Genomic DNA, 21,281 nt, shown 5'->3' with positions numbered 1-21,281 from the left:
TGAAAAATTCATGCAATGAAACAAATACATATCGGAGGGATAATTGTGGCAATCGAAAAAGCAATATTTGCAGGGGGATGTTTTTGGTGTATGGTCAAGCCCTTTGATACATGGGATGGTGTTCATAGCGTCATATCCGGATATACAGGGGGACATATCGAAAATCCTGCCTATGAGCAAGTAAAAACAGGGACTACTGGACATTATGAAGCAGTTGAAATAACTTTTGATACAGAGAAGATAAAGTATGAGGCAATCCTGGATTTATATTGGGTGCAAATTGATCCAACAGATCCTGATGGACAATTTCACGACCGCGGTGAGCAATACCGTACTGCCATCTTTTATACTACAAAAGAACAGCAGGAAAAAGCAGAAACATCAAAAACAGAGCTTGCCGCAAGCGGCAAATTCTCTAAACCCATTGTAACGGAAATTCTTCCTGCAGAGGTTTTCTACCCAGCAGAAGATTACCATCAGGACTTCTACAAGAAAGAAAGTAAATACTATCAAGAGGACCGTGCCAAATCTGGCCGAGATGAATTTATTGAAGCGCATTGGAAAGTAAAGGGATAAATATGATGGAAGGAGCATTCCTAATTTAGAATGCTCCTTCCTTTTTTATCTCTATTAGACCCTGTTATCATTTCGGGGAGCGCTTCTTTTCCTGTCAGCTATCAGGCTTTGTTTTTCATTATTTATTTTTATGAACCTGCAAGCATTCCCCTGCTACGATTTCTAAGCTTTTCAGATTCGATTAGGGCAAATCAAGCAGACGATACTCACATTTTTACTTTATCATGTTAACTTTCACACGCTGTAATAAAACCGCGGTATATATTTTTTGACGGCACATCTCCAGCTGTTCCCAGCATTTCCGGATGCCACTGCACACCTAATGCAAAACGGTGTTCCTTGCTTTCAATTGCCTCTACGACCCCATCACTCGATTTACCGCTTACGATAAATCCTTTTCCAGGCTTCCGATTCGCCTGATGGTGAAAACTGTTTACACGTATATTCTGCTGGCCGGCAAGCTGGTGTATTAACGAACCTTCTGTTAGTTCCACCTGATGCACAGCCGCATAGCTCGGCGCTTTTTGTGAATGCTGAAGGAGCGGCTCATTAATTTGAGCGTAAATATCCTGATACATGTCTCCACTGGCAGCAAGATTTAAAATTTGCGCTCCTTTACAAACGCCAAGCACAGGTTTATTCTTTTCCAGCATGTTTTTCGTCATCGCCATTTCAAATGCATCTCTCTTTGGATTGAAAGCACCTAGCTTAGGATGGGGTTCTTCGTTAAAATACAGTGGGTCAATGTCATCCCCTCCAGTTAAGTACAAACCATCCAGCTTCACTGCAATTTGCTCCATGTCATTCGAATGGGATAAATAGGATAAAACAATTGGAATTCCACCTGCTTGTTCAATTGCTGCTAGATTATTCCGGGATACTCTATAAAACCTCTCGTCTAATTCAATCGTTGGGATGACACCAATTATAGGCTTCATCGCTCCCCTTCCTTCCTAATAGATATTCTTGGGATACTCTTGCATTTTCTATAGACTGATTGTATTGATCGCGCTTTCTTTCTCTATCTTATCTAAAAATTTCAATCTTTGCTTAAATATTTGCTCCACTCTGAAAACAGCTCGCCATTTATGGTATATTTATAAGGATGCATCTAGTTAATTCACCTTTGTCAGGAGTGGACATCTTGCTAAATAAAGAATCAATCATCCCACTAAAAATGCTGCTTTTCAGTTATCATGCAGCAAATACGATACTAATAAGTTTTCTTCCATTATACTTGCAGCATAAAGGTTTAAATGGTACAGAAATTGGCTGGGTGCTTGCTATAGGGCCTTTGGCTTCCATTTTTGCGCAGCCGTTTTGGGGCTACCTAAGCGATAAATATAAAACAGTAAAATGGATTCTATTTATTTGTGTACTCGGACTTATTATTGGTTCTACTGTCTTTTTCCAAATGACTACGCTTGTTTCTGTTTTAATCGTTGGAGCGGTATTTTACTTTTTTACAACTTCTATTGGTGGTCTTGGTGACAGCTTAGCACAACGCCGCGCAGATGAATTGAAGATTAACTTCGGTTCGATTCGGACGTGGGGTTCCATCGGTTTTGCAACTTCTTCACTTTTAATTGGACTTTTATTAAATAAGATTGGTATCCAATATATTTACTGGCCATATTTATTTTTTGGAACACTTGCCTTAATTGTTATACTGAATCTGAAGGATGTTGAAGTCGATCGAACGCCAGTGCAGTTAAAGGATATTAAAAAAATTATAACAAACAAACCATTAATCATTTTTCTCATGTTGATTCTCTTTCTGACCATATCACATCGAGCAAATGACAGCTTTTTAGGAATTTATATTGTTGAGCTTGGCGGCAGTGAGAGCTTAGTAGGCATTGCCTGGTTTGTTGGAGTTGTAACAGAAGCCATTGTTTTCGCAACAGCAATAAAGTGGTTTAAGAAATACAAAACAATGGTTTTTATCATCCTTTCAGGTATCATCTATTGCATTCGCTGGGTCCTCTATGCAATGGTTAATGACCCTATATTAATCGTAGGATTGCAATTTATGCATGGTATCTCATATGGAATATTTTATGTGGCAGCCTTTGAATATATCACTCGACTTATTCCTAAACTATTACAATCCACCGGGCATCTTGTATTTTATGCCATATTTTTTGGAGTTTCAGGAATTATAGGTTCCCTCCTAGGCGGGCAAATTATTGATCATTTCGGAGGAAGCAGGCTCTATCTCTCAATGGCTGTTTTTACCTTTATTGGTGTTATATTATTAGGCCTCTATCATTTATTGCCGAAACCCAAAGCAAAAAACTTAAAAAACGAAAGAAACCAGTGATTCAAGTATTATTGAATCACTGGTTTCTTTTTATAAAATTTTATTCAAAAACTCTTTGGTTCTTTCATTATTAGGAGCTGTAAAAATTTGGTCAGGATGTCCCTCTTCCATGACAATACCTTCATCCATGAATAACACTCTGTCACCAACTTCTCTTGCAAAGCCCATTTCATGCGTGACAACAACCATTGTCATTCCATCAACTGCTAATTGTTTCATCACCTCGAGCACTTCTCCGACCAACTCTGGATCCAGCGCAGATGTTGGTTCATCAAAGAGCATCAATTTAGGTTCCATTGCTAGTGCCCTGGCAATCGCAACACGCTGTTGTTGACCACCTGACAATTGGGAGGGATATTGGTTCGCCTTATCAGCTAAACCTACTTTTTCAAGCAATGCTGACGCACGGTCTTTAGCCTCACTTTTTGAAAGTCCTCGTACTTTTTGTGGCGCCAGCATAATATTTTCGATCACGGATTTATGCGGGAATAAATTAAACTGCTGAAAAACCATTCCTACTTCTGTTCTGACCTTGTTAATATCGGTCTTCGGGTCATTAATATTATCGCCATCAAACGATACTTCTCCGTCTGTAATCGATTCTAATAGATTCAGGCACCGTAAAAAGGTACTTTTCCCTGATCCGCTAGGTCCAATAACGCAGACAACTTCTTTTTCCTCAATTTCACAATTGATCCCCTTTAATACTTCATTCTTACCGAATGATTTATGCAAATCATTTACCGTTATCATTGAATATCCAACCTTCTTTCAATAAATCGTAAAATATAGGACAATGTAAGTGTAATTGCCAAGTAGAACACTGCAACGGTTGTATAAATTTCTACTGCATTAAAGTGATTAGAAGCTATTAACCTTCCTTGAAACATCAATTCTGGAACTAGTATAACGGATAATAGAGAAGTATCCTTTATACTGATAATGAATTGATTTCCTAATGGAGGAATCATGCGCTTGAAGGCTTGTGGCCAAATAATATATTGCATTGTCTGTTTATGATTTAACCCAAGAGAGCGACCTGCTTCCTTTTGTCCTTTATCAACCGATTGGACTGCTCCACGTACTACTTCAGCTATATAAGCTCCTGAGTTAATCGAAATAACAACGATACCCGCTGCAACCGAAGGCATATTATAGCCTGTAATAAGAGGCAGTGCAAAGAATATCCAGATTGCTTGAACGAGTACAGGTGTTCCGCGAATAATCTCAATATATAAAGATGAAATATAATAAAAGAACTTATTTTTTGATATGCGGCCAAGCCCAAAAATTGCACCTAAAATGAATCCTATAAATAAACCTACTACAGATATTAATAATGTGTAATAAAGCCCTGTGCCTAACTGGGGTAAGAATTCAATTACACTTGCCCAATTAAATCGACTAAATCTCTCTAACATTTTTTCACCTCTTCAATTTAAATAAGGTTTATCTTATCTGGGATACGATAAACCTTATACCCTCCTGATTTACTTGTAGTAATTGTTACTCTTCCTCACTATCACCAAACCATTTATCGTAAATATCATCATATGTTCCATTATCTTTCAGTGTTGCTAATGCATCGTTAATTGCTGCTACTAAGTCTTCATTGCCTGGTGTAACTCCAATTCCATAATCTTCTGCTTGATATAGATCTCCAACTACTTTCATGTTGCCTTCTCCAGAGGTTGAAATATAGTATTCTATGTTTGGCAAGTCATACATTACAGCATCCGCACTTCCGTTTTCTACCGCTAGATACACTTGGTCCATTTGCTCGTATTCATTAACTTCTGCTCCAGGGACATGTTCTCTTAAGTATGCTCCAGATGTTGTGCCGAGACGAGTGGCGACCGTTTTTCCATCTAAATCTTCCAATCCATTAATATCTTCATTGTCAGCTAATACCCCAATCGCAATACCAGACTCATAGTACGGATCGGAAAAATCGATTACTTTTTTTCTATCTTCTGTAATACTCATCCCTGCAATGGCGATTTCAAACTGCCCTGTCTGTAATCCAGCAATAATTCCATCAAAGTTTGTTGTCTCAATTTTGTCATTCTCTATTTCAAAACCTGCTTCTTCTGCAATCGCATGAATTAAGTCAATATCAAAACCAGTCAGTTCCCCATCTTCAACGAACTCGAAAGGCACGAATGAGTTATCACTGACTACAGTATATGAATCCTTCAAATCATAGTCTCCTGCATCACCATTCTCTGATGCATTTCCTTCATCGCTGCTGCCGCATCCTGCCAGCAGAGCAATAAATGTAAAGAGCATCACAAATAAACCTAATTTAAAAGTACTTTTTTTCATTATTAACTTCCTCCTGTTTTTCTGTATTCATTCGTGGCAAATAACATGATAAGAAACAGTAAAATCCCCCAATCCCTTTTCTATATTGTATTTCAACATATTCTTCATATGCCTGATCGCGATTTTTACCATTTATGTATCGCTATTTTATCTAACTTAATCTGTGTTTAACCTAAAACTCTGTAACTGAAACCCAATTTTTAAAATTAAATAAATCATTCATCACGCTCCATTAAACAAAATGGATTTGAAACAAGTAATTATTGTGAGAACAGAAAATGGTTTCAAGCATCAAAATACTGATGCTCGAAACCATTTCTCAGTTGCTTCTTTATTAACTTAAGAAGATAAAGTAAAGAATAAAGATAATAAAAAGACCATACATAATAGGATGAATCTCTTTTGCCTTCCCTTTTACAATCATTGTAATTGGATAGAAAATAAATCCAATCGCAATCCCTGTTGCAATACTGTATGTCAAGGACATCATTAAAATAATGAAGAAAGATGGTACCGCAACTTCAAATTTATCCCATTCAATATTTTTCAGCTGTGATGCCATTAAAATCCCCACAATAATTAATGCTGGAGCTGTAACAGAGCTCGTTACAATAGCAAGCAGCGGTGAGAAAAATAAAGCTAACAGGAAGAAACCACCTGTTACCACAGAGGTAAATCCAGAGCGTCCTCCAGCACCAACACCTGCTGTTGATTCTACATAAGATGTTGTTGTCGATGTACCGACAATAGCACCAGCAACTGTTGCAGTAGAGTCAGCAAGCAACGCTCTTCCAGCACGCGGCAGTTTATTGTCCTTTACCAATCCAGCCTGTGTAGCAACTGCCACCAATGTACCTGCTGTATCAAAGAAATCTACAAACAGAAAAGTTAAAATAACTACGAGCATTTCAATGGTGAAAATATCACCGAAATTAATAAATGCTTGTCCAAATGTTGGTGCTAAACTTGGAACAGATCCAACGATATCACCGATACCTTGTGGCACTGGGATCAGCCCAAAAATCATTCCAGCAATCGCAGTAATAATCATCCCATAGAAGATTCCTGCTTTTACCCCAAGCGTCAGCAAAATAATTGCCGCGACTAAGCCGAAAACAGTAAGGAGCACGTTTGGATCAGTCAAGTCACCTAATCCAACCAAGGTTGCTTCATTTCCAACAACCAGACCAGCATTTGATAACCCGATAAATGCAATATAAAGACCAATACCAGCACCAACCGCAAGCTTCAGATTCGCCGGAATAGCATTAATAATAATTTCTCTCAAACCAGATAAAGATAAGAAGATAAAAATAATTCCAGATACTAAAACACCAGCTAAAGCTGTCTCCCAAGGTATACCATATTGCAGCACAACCGTGTATGCAAAGAACGCATTAAGTCCCATCCCAGGTGCAAGTGCAACAGGATATTTTGCCAGAACTCCCATTGTCAGTGTACCAATTGCTGCAGCAAGTGCAGTTGCTGTAAATACTGCCCCTTCCGGCATGCCAGCTGCCGAAAGTGTAGCCGGGTTAACGAACAGAATATATGCCATTGCCAGGAAAGTAGTCAAACCGGCGACAAATTCTGTCTTGAAATTGGTTCCTAGCTCTTCAAACTGAAAATATTTCTTCATTCCTTTTCCTCCTAAAAGTTAAAAAATACGATGCGTGCGGAAAACTGTCTTTCGTCTTCTTTTATTTTATATTTGCAGTTATTAAATCCTCGAATAAAATAAGAAACCGCCACTTTTACGGGATATAAGTTATAATAAAAACAAAAAAACGCTCTTTTTCATAGAGCGTCTACCAAATCACAAGAAAATAACAAATAGAAAACTAGTTTCACAAGCTTCTATTCCTATTTCCTGCGTAGTCAAACCGTTTACGGTGGTTTGGTAGAGACTCTGGGCCATATTCCCGAAATTATACGCATTTACATTAAATTATACTTTTATTCTAATCACCAAGCTGACATATGTCAACCAAATACGAATAATTATTTATTTTTTTCATTTAACATTCGGTTTTTCACATAACATATAATGAAAATAACAATTAACACTAACGGTCGCAAACACAAAGAAACTCTTTCTTCAGGATCACAAGAATAACTAGACTTCCTGATTTTCCAGAGCAAAACTAGAATACTCTGCACAAAGAAGCTGCTGTATTTGAGGGTGAAACTTTTTTCAATTTAAGCGCTTTATAAAAGTTATCCGGATGAAAGTTGAGTAAATTGTTAAAAACAATGAGACAATAAGAAAAAGTTGCTATAATATCAGATGTACACAATTTTTTTTGAAACATAAAGGCTTTAAAAATATTTACAAGAGGTGATTGGTGATGAGTAACTCCGTTCCAAAGATTACATTGAACGATGGTTTAGACATTCCAGTAATTGGATTCGGTACATACAAGCTAAACGGAAATGAGGGTGCAGGTGCGATTCAAAGCGCAATCGATGCTGGATACCGATTAATTGATACTGCTTATAATTATGAAAATGAAGGTACAGTAGGAGAAGCAGTACGCCGCAGCACGGTTGCGAGACAGGATTTAAGAATTACTTCAAAATTACCCGGGCGCTATCACGAATATAGTAAAGCTGTTCCAACAATCCAAGAATCATTATATCGCGCTAATTTGGATTATTATGATTTATATCTTATCCATTGGCCAAATCCGAAGCAAGACGTCTATGTAGAGGCTTGGCAAGCATTAATTGAGGCAAAGAAATGGGGACTTGTACGTTCGATTGGTGTTTGTAATTTCCTCCCCGAGCATATGGAGCGTTTAGAAAAAGAAACAGGTGTTAAGCCTAGTATCAATCAAATTGAATTACATCCATTATTTAATCAAGCAGACATGAGAAAATGGCATGAGGAAAACAATATTGCAACTGAATCATGGAGCCCTTTAATTCGCGCAAATGATATCCTCACAAACAGTGCGATTGCAGAGATTGCCGCGAAACATAATAAATCGGCTTCTCAAGTTATTTTACGCTGGCATCATCAACTTGGAGCCATTCCAATCCCTAAATCGGCTTCACCAAAACGCCAGTTTGAAAATATATCTATTTTTGACTTCTCCTTAAGTGAAGAGGAAATGAATATTATAAATGGCTTTACACGTCCAGATGGCCGACGTAAAAACCAAGATCCGGCCGTTTATGAAGAGTTTTAAATAAAACAAATAAAAAGGTACTGTAATTCTAAATTTATTTAATCTAGAATTACAGTACCTTAATGTTATAACTTATCTTGGGCTAAGATCCTCAATCGAATCGATATCCATATATTTTGGAACAACAAGACCAATTTTAGCACCAGATAAGTTAGGTCCTAAATCAACCATATCATCCTTGTAAGCGTCATAAAATTCACTATGTGTGAGTGGCAGCCACGCAGCTAACGTCGCATCCGCATCTCCCGTTGCAAGTGATTCAAATACAATAGCCACATCCACATCAGTTACAGTCACTTCAAATCCTTTTTGTTCCATTACCTCTTTTAATACACCTGATGATGCTCGTTCGGAGTCCCAAGGAGTGGAGACAAGGTTTACTTCAACACCGTCAACATCCTTAACACCTTCTGTCCATTCTGCCACCCTATCTTGATTATCCTCTACCCACTGGGCTGCAATTTTTTCAATATCTTCACCAGTTTCTTGGGTTTCGAACATAATACCTTCCATATCTTCTACTTCCCATTCGAATTGGTCAATTAATTTGTACGCTTCTGGTTTGTCCTCTTCCAGACCAATTCTCGCCAAGGAAACAATATCTTCTTCTTCACCATAAACCCCTTTAGGGTCTTCTAAATATTTCATATCTGGATACTCAGCAAACATCCAGTGCGGATTCCAGCCTGTAATGACTATCGGCTCTTCATTTGCAATTGCTGTTCCAAGCTCTGTCATCATTGCTCCTGTTGATGATAATTCTACATTCCAGCCATCTAGGCTATCATATTCTTCAATAGCTTTCTCAGTTGTAACAGAAATCCCTGCACCAGGTTCAATCCCTGTAATCGTGTAATCTACTGTCTCACCGTAATCAGCTGCCCCTTCATTCGCCTCTGCATTTTCACCGTTGGCTTGACTGTCATTTGAATCACCACATGCTGCTAATAGTAATACAGCGATAACTCCAAAAATAATTACAGTATAATTGAAACGCTTTAACTTCAAAAAAAACCCCTCCACATATTTTCTCTCTTTACTTAAAAATAAGTACAGTTAAACATATTACATTTCTTCATAGATAAGTTCAAACTCCAATTGAAGCGAAATAGCTCCATATCCTAGATTATAAGTTGCTAAGCTATGTATTATATATTGAAATCTTAGTTATTTTCAGTTTTACTCAAAGTAAAAACGATTTTGAAAAGATTCTTTCAAAATCGTTTTTAAATTTCATCCTTATATCTTGCCAGTTTTCACCTTACCGTAATACCTTCAGTCTTCTGAATCGTTAACCATGGCCGACATTCTTCCCAGCGTACTTTTACCAGCATTTTATATGCTCTCGTCAACAACTCACCGGTTAAAACTGTTTGTTTTGGTCCAGCGGCAACAACTTCCCCATCACGAATTAATAAAACATGAGATATAGCTTCCACAATTTCCTCGATATGATGTGTGACATAGATTAGATGACAATTCATCTGTTCCATCTCGTTCATCAATTGCAGCACTTCTTCACGCGCTAACACATCTAAGCCAGTACAAGGCTCATCTAATATCAGTATTTCAGGATCATTCATTAATGCTCTCGCGATGAGTACCCTTCTCTTTTCCCCCTGTGACAAGTTACGATACATTTTTCCGCTAAGATAAGATAGTCTTAAAAAAGAAAGCAATGAAGCTGCTTTTCCCCAATCCTCATCAGATACTTCTTCCGTTACTCTAAAAGAAGCAAATTTTCCACTCACAATGACTGCTTCAACCATTTCACGGTCCAGCACGTGTGAAAATTGTTCTAGTGAACTGCTGACATAGCCTATTCTCTTCCTTAACTCTGGCAAATTCGTTTTTCCAAATTCATTGCCAAGCACACTTACCTTGCCTTTAGATGGATAGGTATAACCCGTCACGATATTTAATAAGGACGTTTTTCCAGAACCATTCAAGCCAAGAATACACCAATGTTCGTTGTCCTGTACCTTCCAGTTAATCTGCTTTAAGATTTTCTGGTTGTTTCTTTTCCATGATACATTCTCAAAAGCTATCACACTATCCATGGCATATCACCCCAATTGCCTTTGTTATATTTCTTTCATTCTAAAAACCCATCTCTTGTAATACCATCGATTTTAAGACATTTCAGAAAATATAACAACCCAAATACGCAGAATAATGGATAGCCTCCCAACCTTGATTACTTCATCACTTTATCAAGTATGTCCAGATTATATTCCATTAATGAAATATAGTCTTCCCCATTTTTAATATCTTCTTCTGTTCTCACTTCCAGATTATGAATGGTTGCTGCTTCAGCTCCAGTTTCCTCCTGCACGACTTTCGAAAGGCGATTGTCACTGTTTTGTTCGTAGAGTACAGTATTTAAATCATATTCCTCAGCAGCCTTCATCACTTCAATTAATTCTTTTTGCGATGGCTCATCTCCTGAGGATAAACCGTTAATTGTAATTTGCTTCACATCATAGCGCTCTTCCCAATAACCAAAAGCAGAATGTGGAACAATAATGTATTTGTTTTCCTTTTGACTTAACAGATCAAGGAAGCGTTGATCCAATTCTGTTAAATTATCTTTTAATATGGCAAAGTTCTCTTTATAAAGTTCAGAATCATCCGGGTTTAATGCAGTCAGTTCTTCTTTAACTATTTCTGCAATCGCAATCATTCGTAAAGGGTCTACCCAAATATGCGGGTCATGATCTGTATGATCATCGATTATAATTGTTTTCGGTTCTGATTCAGCAACTACTTCGTGGTCCCCATCATAGAGCACCGCTTTTATCTGCTGTCCAGAAAGCGTCGCCTCAGCCTCATAGGTGTCACCATGCGCATCTTCAGCAACTTCCCAGTCCTCTGCATCAGGGGCTAATATAAACCAGTGCCAGTGATTATTACCAGTATCTTCAACAGGCTTAGCTGTTAATGTAATCATGTCTCCTGTGTGATAATGTGCTGCTAATCCTTCAATTTCAGCTCCATAGTCTCCTATTTTTCCATGATGATGGTCATCTGTTGCTTCATGGTCATGCTCTTCTGATTCTCCATGATCGTGATTGTGTTCTTCCGATTCCCCGTGATCATGATCCTCTGAGTCTTCGTGGTCATGGCCATGGTCGTTAATGACAATTGTTACTGGTTCTGACTCGGCAATTGTTTCATGATTGTCATCATATAGTACAGCTTTTATCTGCTGTCCAGATACACTGACTTCATCTTCATAAATATTTTCATGCAAGTCTTCTACAACTACCCAATCCCCAGAATCTGAATCCAAGGTAAACCAGTGCCAATGGTTATGCGCTGTATCCTCATTCGATTTTGCTGTTAACGTAAATGAATCCCCTGAATGATAATGATCAGATAAGCCGTCAATTAGAATGAATTCATTTTCGTCATGCTGATGTCCCGCATGTTCATACAAACCCTTCTTGAAAAGCTCCTCATGGACTCCTATTTCAATTAACTCTACGCTTTGTGATGCCAGTGCATTCGATACACTATCTGCAAAACCTTCCATTCCCGCACCAATATAAATAAATGCATCACTTTTTGCAAATTCAGTCATCTCTTTCGAAGTTGGTTCATACATATGTCCATCCGCCCCAGGGGGATAAACGGAATGAACGTCAACTGTATCCCCGCCAATTTCTTCCACAATATACTGCAGCGGGTAAACGGTAGTATAGATAGACAGGTTGGAATCTTTCTTCTTGGAATCTGAATTCTCATTTGGCGAGGAACAGCCGATAAGTAAAATTCCTGCTGTTAATAAAGTTAGTATCACTTTCAATAATTTCATTTTTCTCCCTCTCTTTCTTTTCTAAAACAAAGTAAAATACCTAAACAGGAAACATTACGATTTAGAACGCAAAAAAAATATCACAACTCATTTCATTACGTATTAACGGTCTGTAATCCACCGCTAAACGAAGTTTCACTTTATGTTGTTACATCGCAGTTATATAAATGCTTCATTTCTTATTCATTCATAAACTGCGATTACCAGCTGGATTTCTTTACACCAGGCAGTTGTCCCTTATGCGCATACTCCCTAAAAGCGATACGTGACATATCGAATTTCCTTATATAACCGCGTGGTCTCCCCGTAACTTCACAACGATTTTTCAAACGGGTTGGTGAAGAATCCCGTGGCAGTTTGCGAATTGCTTCTATATCCCCTTTCGCTTTTAATTCTCTCCTTATCTCCGCATATTGTTCCACCATTTTTTGGCGTTTCTTTTCTTTGGCGATTTTAGATTTTTTAGCCATATTGTTTTCTACCATCCTTCCGTTTTGATATTTTACATCATATCGTAATGATTACGATTTGTAAACAGTAATCATTACGATTTATTAAACATTTTTATAGGCTTGTAGATAATTATGCTTAGCAAAACGAATTAATGAAAAAAAAGACGTTGGGACAAAAAAAATATAATTTAATAAAATCCGAACGATAAATTAAATTCGTTCGGATTTTAAGTGGAATCCTGATTACCTTAATTCAGAATAATATTTGTTTTGCTCTTTCCCTTATTCCTTTTGGAAGTCCACAGTCCAAATACTCCTCGCTTTCCGTGGGCTGCAATTTTCCAGGGGAGTATGCAATATACTGAATTAAGGTAATCAGCACTTTCTATCGACTATGAATTATTATCCCATTGTAAAAGGTTAACTTTAAAAGCTTTTTATTCGATAATGTTCGTTTTTTTATTGGTTGGTATTAGTTAAGTCCTGGCCTCGTTTTAAATTCCTCAAGCATATTCAATTAGATAAATGCTTCTGCTAATAATTCCAGTGCTTTTTCACGCGCTTCCTGATCAGGCATAAGTGGAATCAGCATCAGCTCATCTGCTCCAAATTGCACGATTAATTCATTTAATTGTGCTGTGACACTGTCTATATCGCCAACGACCATCCGGGTCCGATTTTGCCGAATAATTGTTTTTTCCTCTTCTGTGCAGCGATAATTACGGGCAGTTTCAACAGATGGAAACGCGCCGAACTGACTAAAATTATCATTACCAAGATGCCATAAATCTGCTGCTTTTGCGTATTCCTCTGCTTGTTCATTCGTATCGGCGACGACCACAAATGGTGCGATTGACACTTTCGGCTTAGACATGAAAACAGAAGCCTTAAATTCCTCGCGATATGTATGTGCAGCTTGAATTCCAAGATTTACTTTATCCATACTGGCATTTGGGAATAAACCAAATGTATAGCCGATTCCTAAATTCGCCGCCATTTTCGCGCTTTTGACGCTTGTTGATAATACCCACATCTCTGGAACAGTTCGGATGACAGGGTTCGCAGTAATACCATGAAAACGGTGGCTTTCATCCACTTGGTCGTTTAAGTATTTGGTTAAATCGATAATGCTTTGTTCATAATTCAGCTTGCCTTTTTTCTTCTCATTCAAAGTTCGATTGACAAGTGCTGTTCCAATCGTGTTTCCCATCCCTAAGTCAATACGGTTTGGATGAAAGGCTTCCAGGATACGGAAATTCTCTGCCACTTTGTAAGGACTGTAATGCGGAAGCATAACGCCGCCCGAACCAATTCGAATTCGTTTTGTTGCATCCGCCAAGCGCATGATAATCAGCTCAGGAGAGGTGCTGGCAAAAGCAGGAACATTATGATGCTCCGCCACCCAGAATCGTTCATATCCCAGCGACTCCGCTAACTGGGCAAGTATAACTGTACTTTGCAAAGCTGCTTGGGCATTACTGCCTTCATCAATTTGCGCATAATCCAGAATCCCTAATTTAACCAATTTTATCCTTCTTTCTATACCTCATGCTTTGACTGCGGGAACACTTAACATATAATTAACGAATGCTTCCTTCGTCAAATCTCCAAAGTACTTCGTTAAATCCAGTTGTCCCGTTGCTTCTAATAATTCATCTTTGCGCAATCTTTTCCCTAATAGTGCTTCTTCAACTTCCTTAACATCCTGTGTTCCGAAAAAGTCTCCCGTAATCTGGATGGCAGCAATCTTCGCATGCTCCACGCTTAGGCCAATACTTATTGTGCCAATTGGAAATCGCTCTGTTACATGGTATTCAAATTCTTTAAAACGACCATAGTTCCAATCCCAATTATTGTATTTCTCTCTGGCAATTTTATCAACCCCAGCCCAATCTTCTGGAGTCAATTCATAACGTTTCGCTTGACTGATATTATCAATTCCAAGCAATTGACAAATCATATAATCTGTAAAGTCCCAAACAGTCATATCTTGGAATTCGGGTGCGAGATATGGGCGAATTGCTCCAACACGGCTGCGGACAGATTGAATGCCATGTGATTCAATTTTCTTTAGGTTAGGATTTAAAACAGACACCATTGCTTCATAATTCGGGTCCAGCAGCAAGGAATACCCGCAATAAACACGGCCTTTTTGTACAGTCATTGCAGCTCCGGAAATTTTTTTGCCATCCAGCACTAAATCATTTCTGCCTTTTTGTTCTACACGATGTACACCGATCTTCTCAAGCGCTTTAATGGCTGGTTCATATAAACGTCCATAATTTCCAAAGATATCCTGATTACCGTCAAATAAAAAGCAAAAGCTCATATTGCGGTCATCCAGGTAGATCGCTCCTCCACCTGATTCACGGCGGACAATTTTAATCCCATGCTCATCCATATATGGCTGATTCACTTCCTCATATGCATTCTGGTATTTTCCAATTTGCACAACTGGATGCATCATATATGGAAACAACACATCATCATCAAGAAAAATATGGTCCTTCACATATTCCTGCAGTGCCATTGCCATACCTGGATCATAAATCCATTCACCATTACGTTTTGATTCAATTAAATACATACGCTCCCCGCCCCCCCGTTATTCATTCTGTGCGATTGTATGTAAAACTTCCTCAATATCCTCGTCAATCTTTACTGTCTGCGGACGGACTGCATGCGGTATGAAATAATCCTTCTGATTCATTGTTACAAATAAGCTTTGTGGATTTTCCAGTGTCATCTGCTGGAATGGATGCTTGATATGCTGTGGTGTCGTATTGCCAACCCCAATTTCCAAAAAGAGCACTTTCTTATTTTCGTTTTCTTTTAAAAACGCTTCATAGCGGGCTTTCTGCTCATGGAAATGTCCATCTTCAACCATGCCCTTTTCATCTGTGCGTTTATTAACTTCCATAACAGCCCCGCATTCCGAGCAATGCGGCACCAATTCTTCAGGAATCTTCATATCCCTCTGTTCAGCAGCCATCTGCCTAATAAGTGCTTCATTTTGATATGTTTGCTGATGGCAGTGCTCAGAACAATTCCACAAACCATATTCCCCTTGAATACGAAAAACTTTATCCATGTTATATTCAGCGGCATGGAACGCATTATCTGCATTTGTTGTGATTACATGATAGTTCTTCTCTTCCATTATCTGACGCAAATCGACATAAGCCTGTCCAACCGGCTGATCAAAGTAGTTCATTATAGTGAAACGACTTTGAAATGCCCAATATTCTCTTGCATTCTCAAATCCAAAGAGACTCGCTTGCAGCATATCAAAAAAGCGATACTTTGCAATAAAATCCGGAAATGCGTCTGTAAATCTTTTGCCTATATAAGTAAATCCAGTGGCTGCAGACATCCCTGCACCAATTCCGATGACAATTGCCTCCGCTTCTTTAATAAGCTGCTGCAATAATTTTGCTTGTGACTTTGTTTCCTTTTCCAGTGTCTGCCAATGTTTATTTACTTGTTGCATAAACAATCTCCTATTCTTCCGTCCCTAATTGTCTCTGATAAGTCTGTAAATCCACATCTTTAAATACATTAAAAATAACATTTATTTTGGATCCAGTACGGTTTAAATACTCTTTCACTGTTTGAATAGCAATTTCAGCTGCACGTTCGTTCGGGAAATTAAATTCACCTGTAGAAATGCAGCAAAAAGCAATCGTTCCCTGGTTATGCTCATCCGCCAGAGTCAGACAAGAACGATAAGACGATGCTAATAAACTCTCCTTCAAGGTGGAAATGCCGCGTTCGTCAATATACGGACCAACTGTATGAATAATATAGTTTGACGGCAAATTATAAGCCTCCGTTATCTTCGCCTTGCCCATTGGCTCTTTACGGCCCTGTGCTTTTATCAGGGCATCACAATCTAACCGCAATTGCACACCAGATCGCGTATGAATCATATTATCTATACAGTCATGGTTTGCTTCGGTACAGCCTAAGAAATTACTATTTGCAGCGTTTACAATCACATCAACTGCCAGACTTGTAATATCACCTTGCCATAAATAAAGCTGCGGCTGAATAGCTTGCAAATCTTCTAATAGAGTTAACTTCCTCTCCCGGTTCAACTGAGAAAGGAAGGCATCCTGAATTTCAATAAATCGCTCTGTTACCGGTTCAGGTTTTCTGACATTGCACAGCCCTCGAAATAATACGAGTTTTTCATCCACTGTATCTGTCTTGTATTCGTTGAAATTATCCTTCACATTTGGGTTCTCTTTCAATAAATAATCATTTAAATAATCGATTCTCGCTTCTTGATTCATCATCTGGCTCCTATTCAAAAAGCATTCTTACCGCATTTTTTAAGATTTTATGCTTCTTCAAATTTACTAAATGCTGCTTCATCAACATCAGTTAATTTCACAACCCAGTTTTCTTCCGCTTTTGCTGAGTTTAATAGAGACGGTTCTGCAGTCAAAGCTTCATTTCGCTCTACAATTTTACCTCTTAAAGGTGTATCCAATTCAAGAACTGTTTTAGAAGCTTCCAAGTTTAAAATTGCATCTCCAGCTTCAAGGCTGTCACCATCTGAAAACTCTACAAAACCTACTGTGCCAATATCATCCTGTAATTCTGGAGTCATGCTAATTGTATACACATCATCATTTTTCTCAATAAATAAAAAGTCTTCACGTTTTTTCATTAGTAATCCCTCTTTCTAAAATTGAAATAACCTATAATTACAGTATATCATGTGTTGCGAATAATCTATTAAAATGCATTATTTTATATTTCCTTCCATTCAGCATAAAATACATCACTATCTGTCAATCACTTACCCAAGTAAAACGCTTCAATTGACAGACTTTTCCTAAGGTGATAGCTTTAAATTGCTATTATTTATTACAGTTCATTTTAGGAATTGGAGAATATACATATGAAAACAACAGCACAATACAAACCATTATTTGAAAAACTAACACTTCCCAATGGTGTCACATTAGATAATCGTTTTGTCCTTTCACCAATGATTACGAATTCTTCAACCGCTGAGGGGTACGTTACGGAAGAAGATTTAGCTTATGCAGAAAGACGAGCAGGATCTGCACCTTTGCAAATCACAGGTGCCGCTTATATTGAAGAGTACGGTCAATTGTTTGAATATGGCTTCAGCATCGATGATGATCGCAGTATCGAAGGACTCAAACAGCTTGCTCAAGCAATGAAAAAAGATGGAGCAAAAGCAATCATTCAATTAACACATGCTGGCCGTTTTGCTAAAATTTCTCTGAAAGACTTCGGGGTTGTTTATGGTCCTAGTGAAATGAAGCTAAAAAGCCCTGTTGAGCATACTGTTCTAGCAATGAGCAAGCGTAAAATTGAGCATGTGATTATTCAATATGCCGATGCAACGAGACGGGCAATAAAAGCAGGATTTGATGGGGTCGAAATTTCAAGTGCTCAGCGCCTCTTAATCCAAACTTTCCTCTCCACATTCTCCAATCAGCGTGACGATGAATATGGTACCCAGACTATTGAAAATCGTTCCCGTTTCGGTATTGAAGTATTGCAGGCCGTTCAGAAAGTTATTGATGAAGAAGCACCCGCCGATTTTATTCTTGGGTTTAGAGGTACTCCTGAAGAAACACGCGGCAATGAAATTGGCTACAGTGCAGAAGATTTTCTTTATTTCATGGAACGCGCGATGGAAGTCGCCAAAATTCAATACTTAGCAACTGCAAGCTGGGGGAAAAATATTTATAAACAAACGATTCGTCAAGGAAAGTTTAAAGGCAAATCTATGAATCAAGTGGTATACGACCATATTGCTGGTCGCATTCCAGTCATGGCAACCGGCGGCATTAACTCGCCAGAAAAAGCACTGGAGGCTCTAGACTTCGCCGATATGGTTGGTGCCTCAACCCCTTTTGTAACAGAACCCGATTTTGTTTTGAAATTAAAAGAAGGCAGAGAAACCGAAATCAACCTGGGCTTCACACAAGAAGAACTAGCTGATTTGGCAATTCCTGAGAGAGCCTTTAAAGATATCGTTGAATTAATGGATATCGGTGGTTCGCTTTCAGATGATGCACGTAAAGAACTGCGCATGCTGCGCAAGTAATATAAGAATAAAAACACCAATCCTGTTTCTTTTATAAAGTGGAGGATTGGTGTTTTCGAAATATACTATTTAGTCTATTTTTTAACTTGGAACGTTTTGTTTATTCAACTTTCATCTGAATTTTAAAACCCCTGAAAGTCACCAAAAATTGGTGCTAATAACCCATTAAAGATTGAAAATTTATCAAAGAACAAAATAATACCCATTAAAATCATTACACTGCCGCCTACTTTCATGAAGGCACCAGTAAATTTCTTTAACCAATTGAATTTTGTAATAAAAAATGCCATTAAAAAGAATGGAATGCTAAACCCTAAGATATACGAAGACATATACCAGATGCCTTGAGATGGATTTGCCCCAATAAGTGCTAGAGTAGCTGCTAATATCGGTCCCATACAAGGCGTCCAGCCTATCGCAAAAGCTAAACCAATGATTACGGAGCCAAAATAGCCGGCTGGTTTACCTTGAATATTCAACTTATGGTCTTTCATTAAAAACGTGGGCTGAATGAATCCAATTGTTACCAGCCCAAAAAATATGATTAAAACAGCTCCAATTTGCCGAATCAAATCACCATATTGCATATACCAGGTTTCAATAAATGATGCACTTCCACTTGCACCCAGTCCTAACACTAAATAAATGATTGAAAATCCTAACAGAAAGAAAATAGTGTGGAAAATCGCCTTTCGCTGCCCTTTCAATTTACCAGCTTGTATATCAGATACGCTTAGTCCAGTAATGTAGGACAAGAATGCCGGGTATAGCGGGAATACACAGGGCGATATAAAAGTTAGGGCACCTGCACCAAAAGCAAGAAATATAGATATATCTGTATGCAATGTTTCATCCCCCTTGATTTTCAACAATTTCTATTTTATTGCTTTATTTTTACTTAGTTGACGTAAAGCCATTTCAATTTCTGCTTTAGAATACTTTTCAAGCAATGACATTATTTGATTTCTTTCTTCTTCAGAAAGCTTCATCGTTTCTTTAGACTGACACATGTAACTCTCACTCTTCCTTTATAATAATCTGCTCTTTATCCCTTTAATGACTGTTAGATGGCGTAGTGTTTCCACTAGCCTGGTTACCACCACTTAAAATCAAGATACTTCATTTCTTCTCTAGCCTACATATGTTAACTGTTTGTCTTTCCGGTATACTTGATCTATCGTTCCTCCTCCAAGGCATTCGTCTCCTTGATAGAAAACAACTGCTTGTCCTGGAGCTATCGCACGAATCGGTTCATGGAAAATAACTTTCACTTCGGATTCATTCAATCGTTCTACCGTCACTTTATTATCTTCCTGGCGGTAACGGAATTTTGCAGTACATTCAAACGTAGCCGGCATATCTTTTTTCGAAATCCAGCTTACTTGATTAGAAATAATGCTGTCCGAATAGAGCAATTCATGGTCGAAGCCTTGACCAACGTAAAGAACATTCCTATCCATATCCTTTCCAATTACAAACCAAGGCTCACCATCTCCACCTATCCCCAAGCCGCGTCGTTGTCCAATTGTATAGTACATTAATCCGTCGTGCTGTCCGACAACTTTACCATCAAATGTTTCCATGTTTCCTTTTTGGGCAGGCAAATACCCACTCAAGAATTCTTTAAAATTCCGTTCGCCAATAAAGCAAATACCTGTACTGTCCTTTTTGGATGCAGTAGCTAAATTAGCGTTCACAGCTATTTCCCTAACTTTTGATTTTTCCATATCACCAATCGGAAATAATACTTTACTTAACTGTTCTTCTGTCAATTGATTGAGGAAGTATGTCTGATCTTTGCTCCCATCTCTTCCTCTTAACATATGAACTTCTCCGTTTTCTTTGACAACACGTGCATAATGCCCTGTTGCCACATACTCGGCTCCCAAACTCAAGGCATGATCTAAAAATGCTTTAAATTTGATTTCTTTATTGCATATCACATCAGGGTTCGGTGTTCTGCCTATTTTGTATTCATCTAAGAAATAAGTGAACACGTTATCCCAATACTGCTGTTCAAAATTTACTGCATAATATGGAATATCTAATTGATTGCAAACACGGATCACATCCTCGTAATCCTCAGTTGCAGTACAAACACCAAATTCGTCTGTATCATCCCAATTCTTCATAAATATTCCGATTACATCATATCCTTGCTCTTTCAAAAGCATCGCAGCAACAGAAGAATCGACTCCGCCTGACATTCCAACAACTACGCGCATGCCTTTAGCTGCTTCTTTCATGTTGATTATTCTCCTATTCTATTAAACCTGAATTTCATCTTTTGTCTTTAATTTACGGACTTTTTGAGGTGTTACATCATTAAAAAGCGGATCCACTACTTTCATTCCCGAGAAGGTATGAAGTACTTGGCCGCGAATGACACGTAAATAATCTTCTCGAAGTGCCTGTTGCTCAACTTTCTCAGCATTTGTCAAACCATCTTCACGCTGTTTCTTTGCTAATTCATTAATTCTTGGCAACAAGTCAATCATGTTTT

General features: G+C 38.2%; 22 protein-coding genes and 1 riboswitch. Of the genes, 4 read left to right on the top strand and 18 right to left on the bottom strand.

Translation table 11 applies throughout. From position 1 onward, the window contains the following. Positions 1-15: 15 nt before the first annotated feature. The gene (gene msrA / locus NST93_RS18310; protein WP_405099553.1) at positions 16-576 is read left to right on the top strand and encodes a peptide-methionine (S)-S-oxide reductase MsrA; all 561 of its coding nucleotides are present in this window, start codon (positions 16-18) and stop codon (positions 574-576) included. Positions 577-803: 227 nt separating this feature from the next. Here msrA and NST93_RS18305 read toward each other — a convergent pair whose 3' ends face one another. Further along, positions 804-1,514: a gamma-glutamyl-gamma-aminobutyrate hydrolase family protein gene (locus NST93_RS18305; RefSeq protein ID WP_405099551.1), complete on the bottom strand. Its 711-nt coding sequence runs from the start codon at positions 1,512-1,514 to the stop codon at positions 804-806. A gap of 206 nt (positions 1,515-1,720) precedes the next feature. On the opposite strand from NST93_RS18305, the gene NST93_RS18300 reads away from it, so the two are divergent. Next, positions 1,721-2,899: an MFS transporter gene (locus tag NST93_RS18300; RefSeq protein WP_405099549.1), complete on the top strand. Its 1,179-nt coding sequence runs from the start codon at positions 1,721-1,723 to the stop codon at positions 2,897-2,899. A gap of 30 nt (positions 2,900-2,929) precedes the next feature. Here NST93_RS18300 and NST93_RS18295 read toward each other — a convergent pair whose 3' ends face one another. From NST93_RS18295 to NST93_RS18280, 4 genes are all read right to left on the bottom strand, one after another. Next, a complete protein-coding gene (locus NST93_RS18295; protein ID WP_405099547.1) occupies positions 2,930-3,652 on the bottom strand; it encodes an amino acid ABC transporter ATP-binding protein in 723 nt (240 codons plus the stop codon). Then, on the bottom strand, positions 3,649-4,320 hold the full coding sequence (locus NST93_RS18290; RefSeq protein WP_405099546.1) for an amino acid ABC transporter permease: 672 nt from the start codon (positions 4,318-4,320) through the stop codon (positions 3,649-3,651). The genes NST93_RS18295 and NST93_RS18290 overlap by 4 nt, the downstream gene beginning before the upstream one ends. Before the next feature lie 85 nt (positions 4,321-4,405). Next, entirely contained in the window at positions 4,406-5,224 is an 819-nt protein-coding gene (locus NST93_RS18285) for a transporter substrate-binding domain-containing protein (RefSeq protein WP_405099544.1), read from the bottom strand. Between the two features lie 334 nt (positions 5,225-5,558). Next, positions 5,559-6,863 (bottom strand): NCS2 family permease, encoded by a 1,305-nt coding sequence (locus NST93_RS18280; RefSeq protein WP_405099542.1) that lies wholly within the window; start codon positions 6,861-6,863, stop codon positions 5,559-5,561. 216 nt (positions 6,864-7,079) lie between these two features. Next, a riboswitch (purine riboswitch) is annotated at positions 7,080-7,180 on the bottom strand. Between the two features lie 392 nt (positions 7,181-7,572). Between NST93_RS18280 and NST93_RS18275 the strand changes: the two genes are divergently transcribed. Then, a complete protein-coding gene (locus tag NST93_RS18275; RefSeq protein WP_405099540.1) occupies positions 7,573-8,415 on the top strand; it encodes an aldo/keto reductase in 843 nt (280 codons plus the stop codon). Positions 8,416-8,487: 72 nt separating this feature from the next. On the opposite strand, the gene NST93_RS18270 is transcribed toward NST93_RS18275, so the two are convergent. The 9 genes from NST93_RS18270 to NST93_RS18230 form a co-directional block, all read right to left on the bottom strand. Beyond that, positions 8,488-9,423 (bottom strand): glycine betaine ABC transporter substrate-binding protein, encoded by a 936-nt coding sequence (locus tag NST93_RS18270; protein ID WP_405099538.1) that lies wholly within the window; start codon positions 9,421-9,423, stop codon positions 8,488-8,490. A gap of 248 nt (positions 9,424-9,671) precedes the next feature. Then, complete coding sequence (locus NST93_RS18265; RefSeq protein ID WP_405099536.1) at positions 9,672-10,475, bottom strand: ABC transporter ATP-binding protein; 804 nt, start codon at positions 10,473-10,475, stop codon at positions 9,672-9,674. 137 nt (positions 10,476-10,612) lie between these two features. Continuing rightward, complete coding sequence (locus NST93_RS18260) at positions 10,613-12,232, bottom strand: metal ABC transporter solute-binding protein, Zn/Mn family (RefSeq protein WP_405099534.1); 1,620 nt, start codon at positions 12,230-12,232, stop codon at positions 10,613-10,615. Between the two features lie 200 nt (positions 12,233-12,432). After that, positions 12,433-12,702 carry a 30S ribosomal protein S14 gene (gene rpsN / locus NST93_RS18255; RefSeq protein ID WP_405099532.1) on the bottom strand — a complete coding sequence of 90 codons (270 nt, stop codon included), beginning with the start codon at positions 12,700-12,702 and terminating at the stop codon, positions 12,433-12,435. A 499-nt stretch (positions 12,703-13,201) separates the two neighbouring features. After that, positions 13,202-14,209, bottom strand: coding sequence for an LLM class flavin-dependent oxidoreductase (locus tag NST93_RS18250; protein ID WP_405099530.1), 1,008 nt, complete (start codon positions 14,207-14,209; stop codon positions 13,202-13,204). A gap of 21 nt (positions 14,210-14,230) precedes the next feature. Continuing rightward, positions 14,231-15,271: a lipoate--protein ligase gene (locus NST93_RS18245; RefSeq protein ID WP_405099528.1), complete on the bottom strand. Its 1,041-nt coding sequence runs from the start codon at positions 15,269-15,271 to the stop codon at positions 14,231-14,233. Between the two features lie 18 nt (positions 15,272-15,289). Further along, the gene (locus tag NST93_RS18240; protein WP_405099526.1) at positions 15,290-16,174 is read right to left on the bottom strand and encodes an SIR2 family NAD-dependent protein deacylase; all 885 of its coding nucleotides are present in this window, start codon (positions 16,172-16,174) and stop codon (positions 15,290-15,292) included. A 10-nt stretch (positions 16,175-16,184) separates the two neighbouring features. Next, entirely contained in the window at positions 16,185-16,979 is a 795-nt protein-coding gene (locus NST93_RS18235) for a protein-ADP-ribose hydrolase (protein ID WP_405099524.1), read from the bottom strand. 47 nt (positions 16,980-17,026) lie between these two features. Beyond that, positions 17,027-17,359 (bottom strand): glycine cleavage system protein H, encoded by a 333-nt coding sequence (locus tag NST93_RS18230; protein WP_405099522.1) that lies wholly within the window; start codon positions 17,357-17,359, stop codon positions 17,027-17,029. 234 nt (positions 17,360-17,593) lie between these two features. Here NST93_RS18230 and NST93_RS18225 point away from each other — a divergent pair, with 234 nt between their 5' ends. After that, the gene (locus NST93_RS18225; RefSeq protein WP_405099520.1) at positions 17,594-18,778 is read left to right on the top strand and encodes an NADH-dependent flavin oxidoreductase; all 1,185 of its coding nucleotides are present in this window, start codon (positions 17,594-17,596) and stop codon (positions 18,776-18,778) included. A 122-nt stretch (positions 18,779-18,900) separates the two neighbouring features. Here the strand turns inward: NST93_RS18225 and NST93_RS18220 are convergent, their stop codons facing one another. From NST93_RS18220 to NST93_RS18205, 4 genes are all read right to left on the bottom strand, one after another. Continuing rightward, complete coding sequence (locus NST93_RS18220; protein ID WP_405099518.1) at positions 18,901-19,623, bottom strand: cytochrome c biogenesis CcdA family protein; 723 nt, start codon at positions 19,621-19,623, stop codon at positions 18,901-18,903. 30 nt (positions 19,624-19,653) lie between these two features. Beyond that, positions 19,654-19,788 carry a hypothetical protein gene (locus NST93_RS18215; RefSeq protein ID WP_405099516.1) on the bottom strand — a complete coding sequence of 45 codons (135 nt, stop codon included), beginning with the start codon at positions 19,786-19,788 and terminating at the stop codon, positions 19,654-19,656. Positions 19,789-19,908: 120 nt separating this feature from the next. Further along, entirely contained in the window at positions 19,909-21,024 is a 1,116-nt protein-coding gene (mnmA, locus tag NST93_RS18210) for a tRNA 2-thiouridine(34) synthase MnmA (RefSeq protein WP_405099514.1), read from the bottom strand. A 21-nt stretch (positions 21,025-21,045) separates the two neighbouring features. Next, the gene (locus NST93_RS18205; protein ID WP_405099512.1) at positions 21,046-21,276 is read right to left on the bottom strand and encodes a DUF896 domain-containing protein; all 231 of its coding nucleotides are present in this window, start codon (positions 21,274-21,276) and stop codon (positions 21,046-21,048) included. Positions 21,277-21,281 lie beyond the last annotated feature (5 nt).

Source organism: Oceanobacillus sp. FSL H7-0719, from assembly GCF_045040795.1.
Classification (GTDB): domain Bacteria; phylum Bacillota; class Bacilli; order Bacillales; family Amphibacillaceae; genus Oceanobacillus.
This window is presented reverse-complemented; position numbering and strand designations above follow the sequence as displayed.

Bases quoted from the DNA above. Each gene is read 5' to 3' on its own strand.
- msrA (WP_405099553.1), top strand. From the start codon at position 16: ATGAAACAAATACATATCGGAGGGATAATTGTGGCAATCGAAAAAGCA.
- NST93_RS18305 (WP_405099551.1), bottom strand. From the start codon at position 1,514: ATGAAGCCTATAATTGGTGTCATCCCAACGATTGAATTAGACGAGAGG.
- NST93_RS18295 (WP_405099547.1), bottom strand. From the start codon at position 3,652: ATGATAACGGTAAATGATTTGCATAAATCATTCGGTAAGAATGAAGTA.
- NST93_RS18290 (WP_405099546.1), bottom strand. From the start codon at position 4,320: ATGTTAGAGAGATTTAGTCGATTTAATTGGGCAAGTGTAATTGAATTC.
- NST93_RS18285 (WP_405099544.1), bottom strand. From the start codon at position 5,224: ATGAAAAAAAGTACTTTTAAATTAGGTTTATTTGTGATGCTCTTTACA.
- NST93_RS18280 (WP_405099542.1), bottom strand. From the start codon at position 6,863: ATGAAGAAATATTTTCAGTTTGAAGAGCTAGGAACCAATTTCAAGACA.
- NST93_RS18275 (WP_405099540.1), top strand. From the start codon at position 7,573: ATGAGTAACTCCGTTCCAAAGATTACATTGAACGATGGTTTAGACATT.
- NST93_RS18265 (WP_405099536.1), bottom strand. From the start codon at position 10,475: ATGGATAGTGTGATAGCTTTTGAGAATGTATCATGGAAAAGAAACAAC.
- NST93_RS18260 (WP_405099534.1), bottom strand. From the start codon at position 12,232: ATGAAATTATTGAAAGTGATACTAACTTTATTAACAGCAGGAATTTTA.
- rpsN (WP_405099532.1), bottom strand. From the start codon at position 12,702: ATGGCTAAAAAATCTAAAATCGCCAAAGAAAAGAAACGCCAAAAAATG.
- NST93_RS18245 (WP_405099528.1), bottom strand. From the start codon at position 15,271: ATGTATTTAATTGAATCAAAACGTAATGGTGAATGGATTTATGATCCA.
- NST93_RS18240 (WP_405099526.1), bottom strand. From the start codon at position 16,174: ATGCAACAAGTAAATAAACATTGGCAGACACTGGAAAAGGAAACAAAG.
- NST93_RS18235 (WP_405099524.1), bottom strand. From the start codon at position 16,979: ATGAATCAAGAAGCGAGAATCGATTATTTAAATGATTATTTATTGAAA.
- NST93_RS18230 (WP_405099522.1), bottom strand. From the start codon at position 17,359: ATGAAAAAACGTGAAGACTTTTTATTTATTGAGAAAAATGATGATGTG.
- NST93_RS18225 (WP_405099520.1), top strand. From the start codon at position 17,594: ATGAAAACAACAGCACAATACAAACCATTATTTGAAAAACTAACACTT.
- NST93_RS18215 (WP_405099516.1), bottom strand. From the start codon at position 19,788: ATGTGTCAGTCTAAAGAAACGATGAAGCTTTCTGAAGAAGAAAGAAAT.
- mnmA (WP_405099514.1), bottom strand. From the start codon at position 21,024: ATGAAAGAAGCAGCTAAAGGCATGCGCGTAGTTGTTGGAATGTCAGGC.
- NST93_RS18205 (WP_405099512.1), bottom strand. From the start codon at position 21,276: ATGATTGACTTGTTGCCAAGAATTAATGAATTAGCAAAGAAACAGCGT.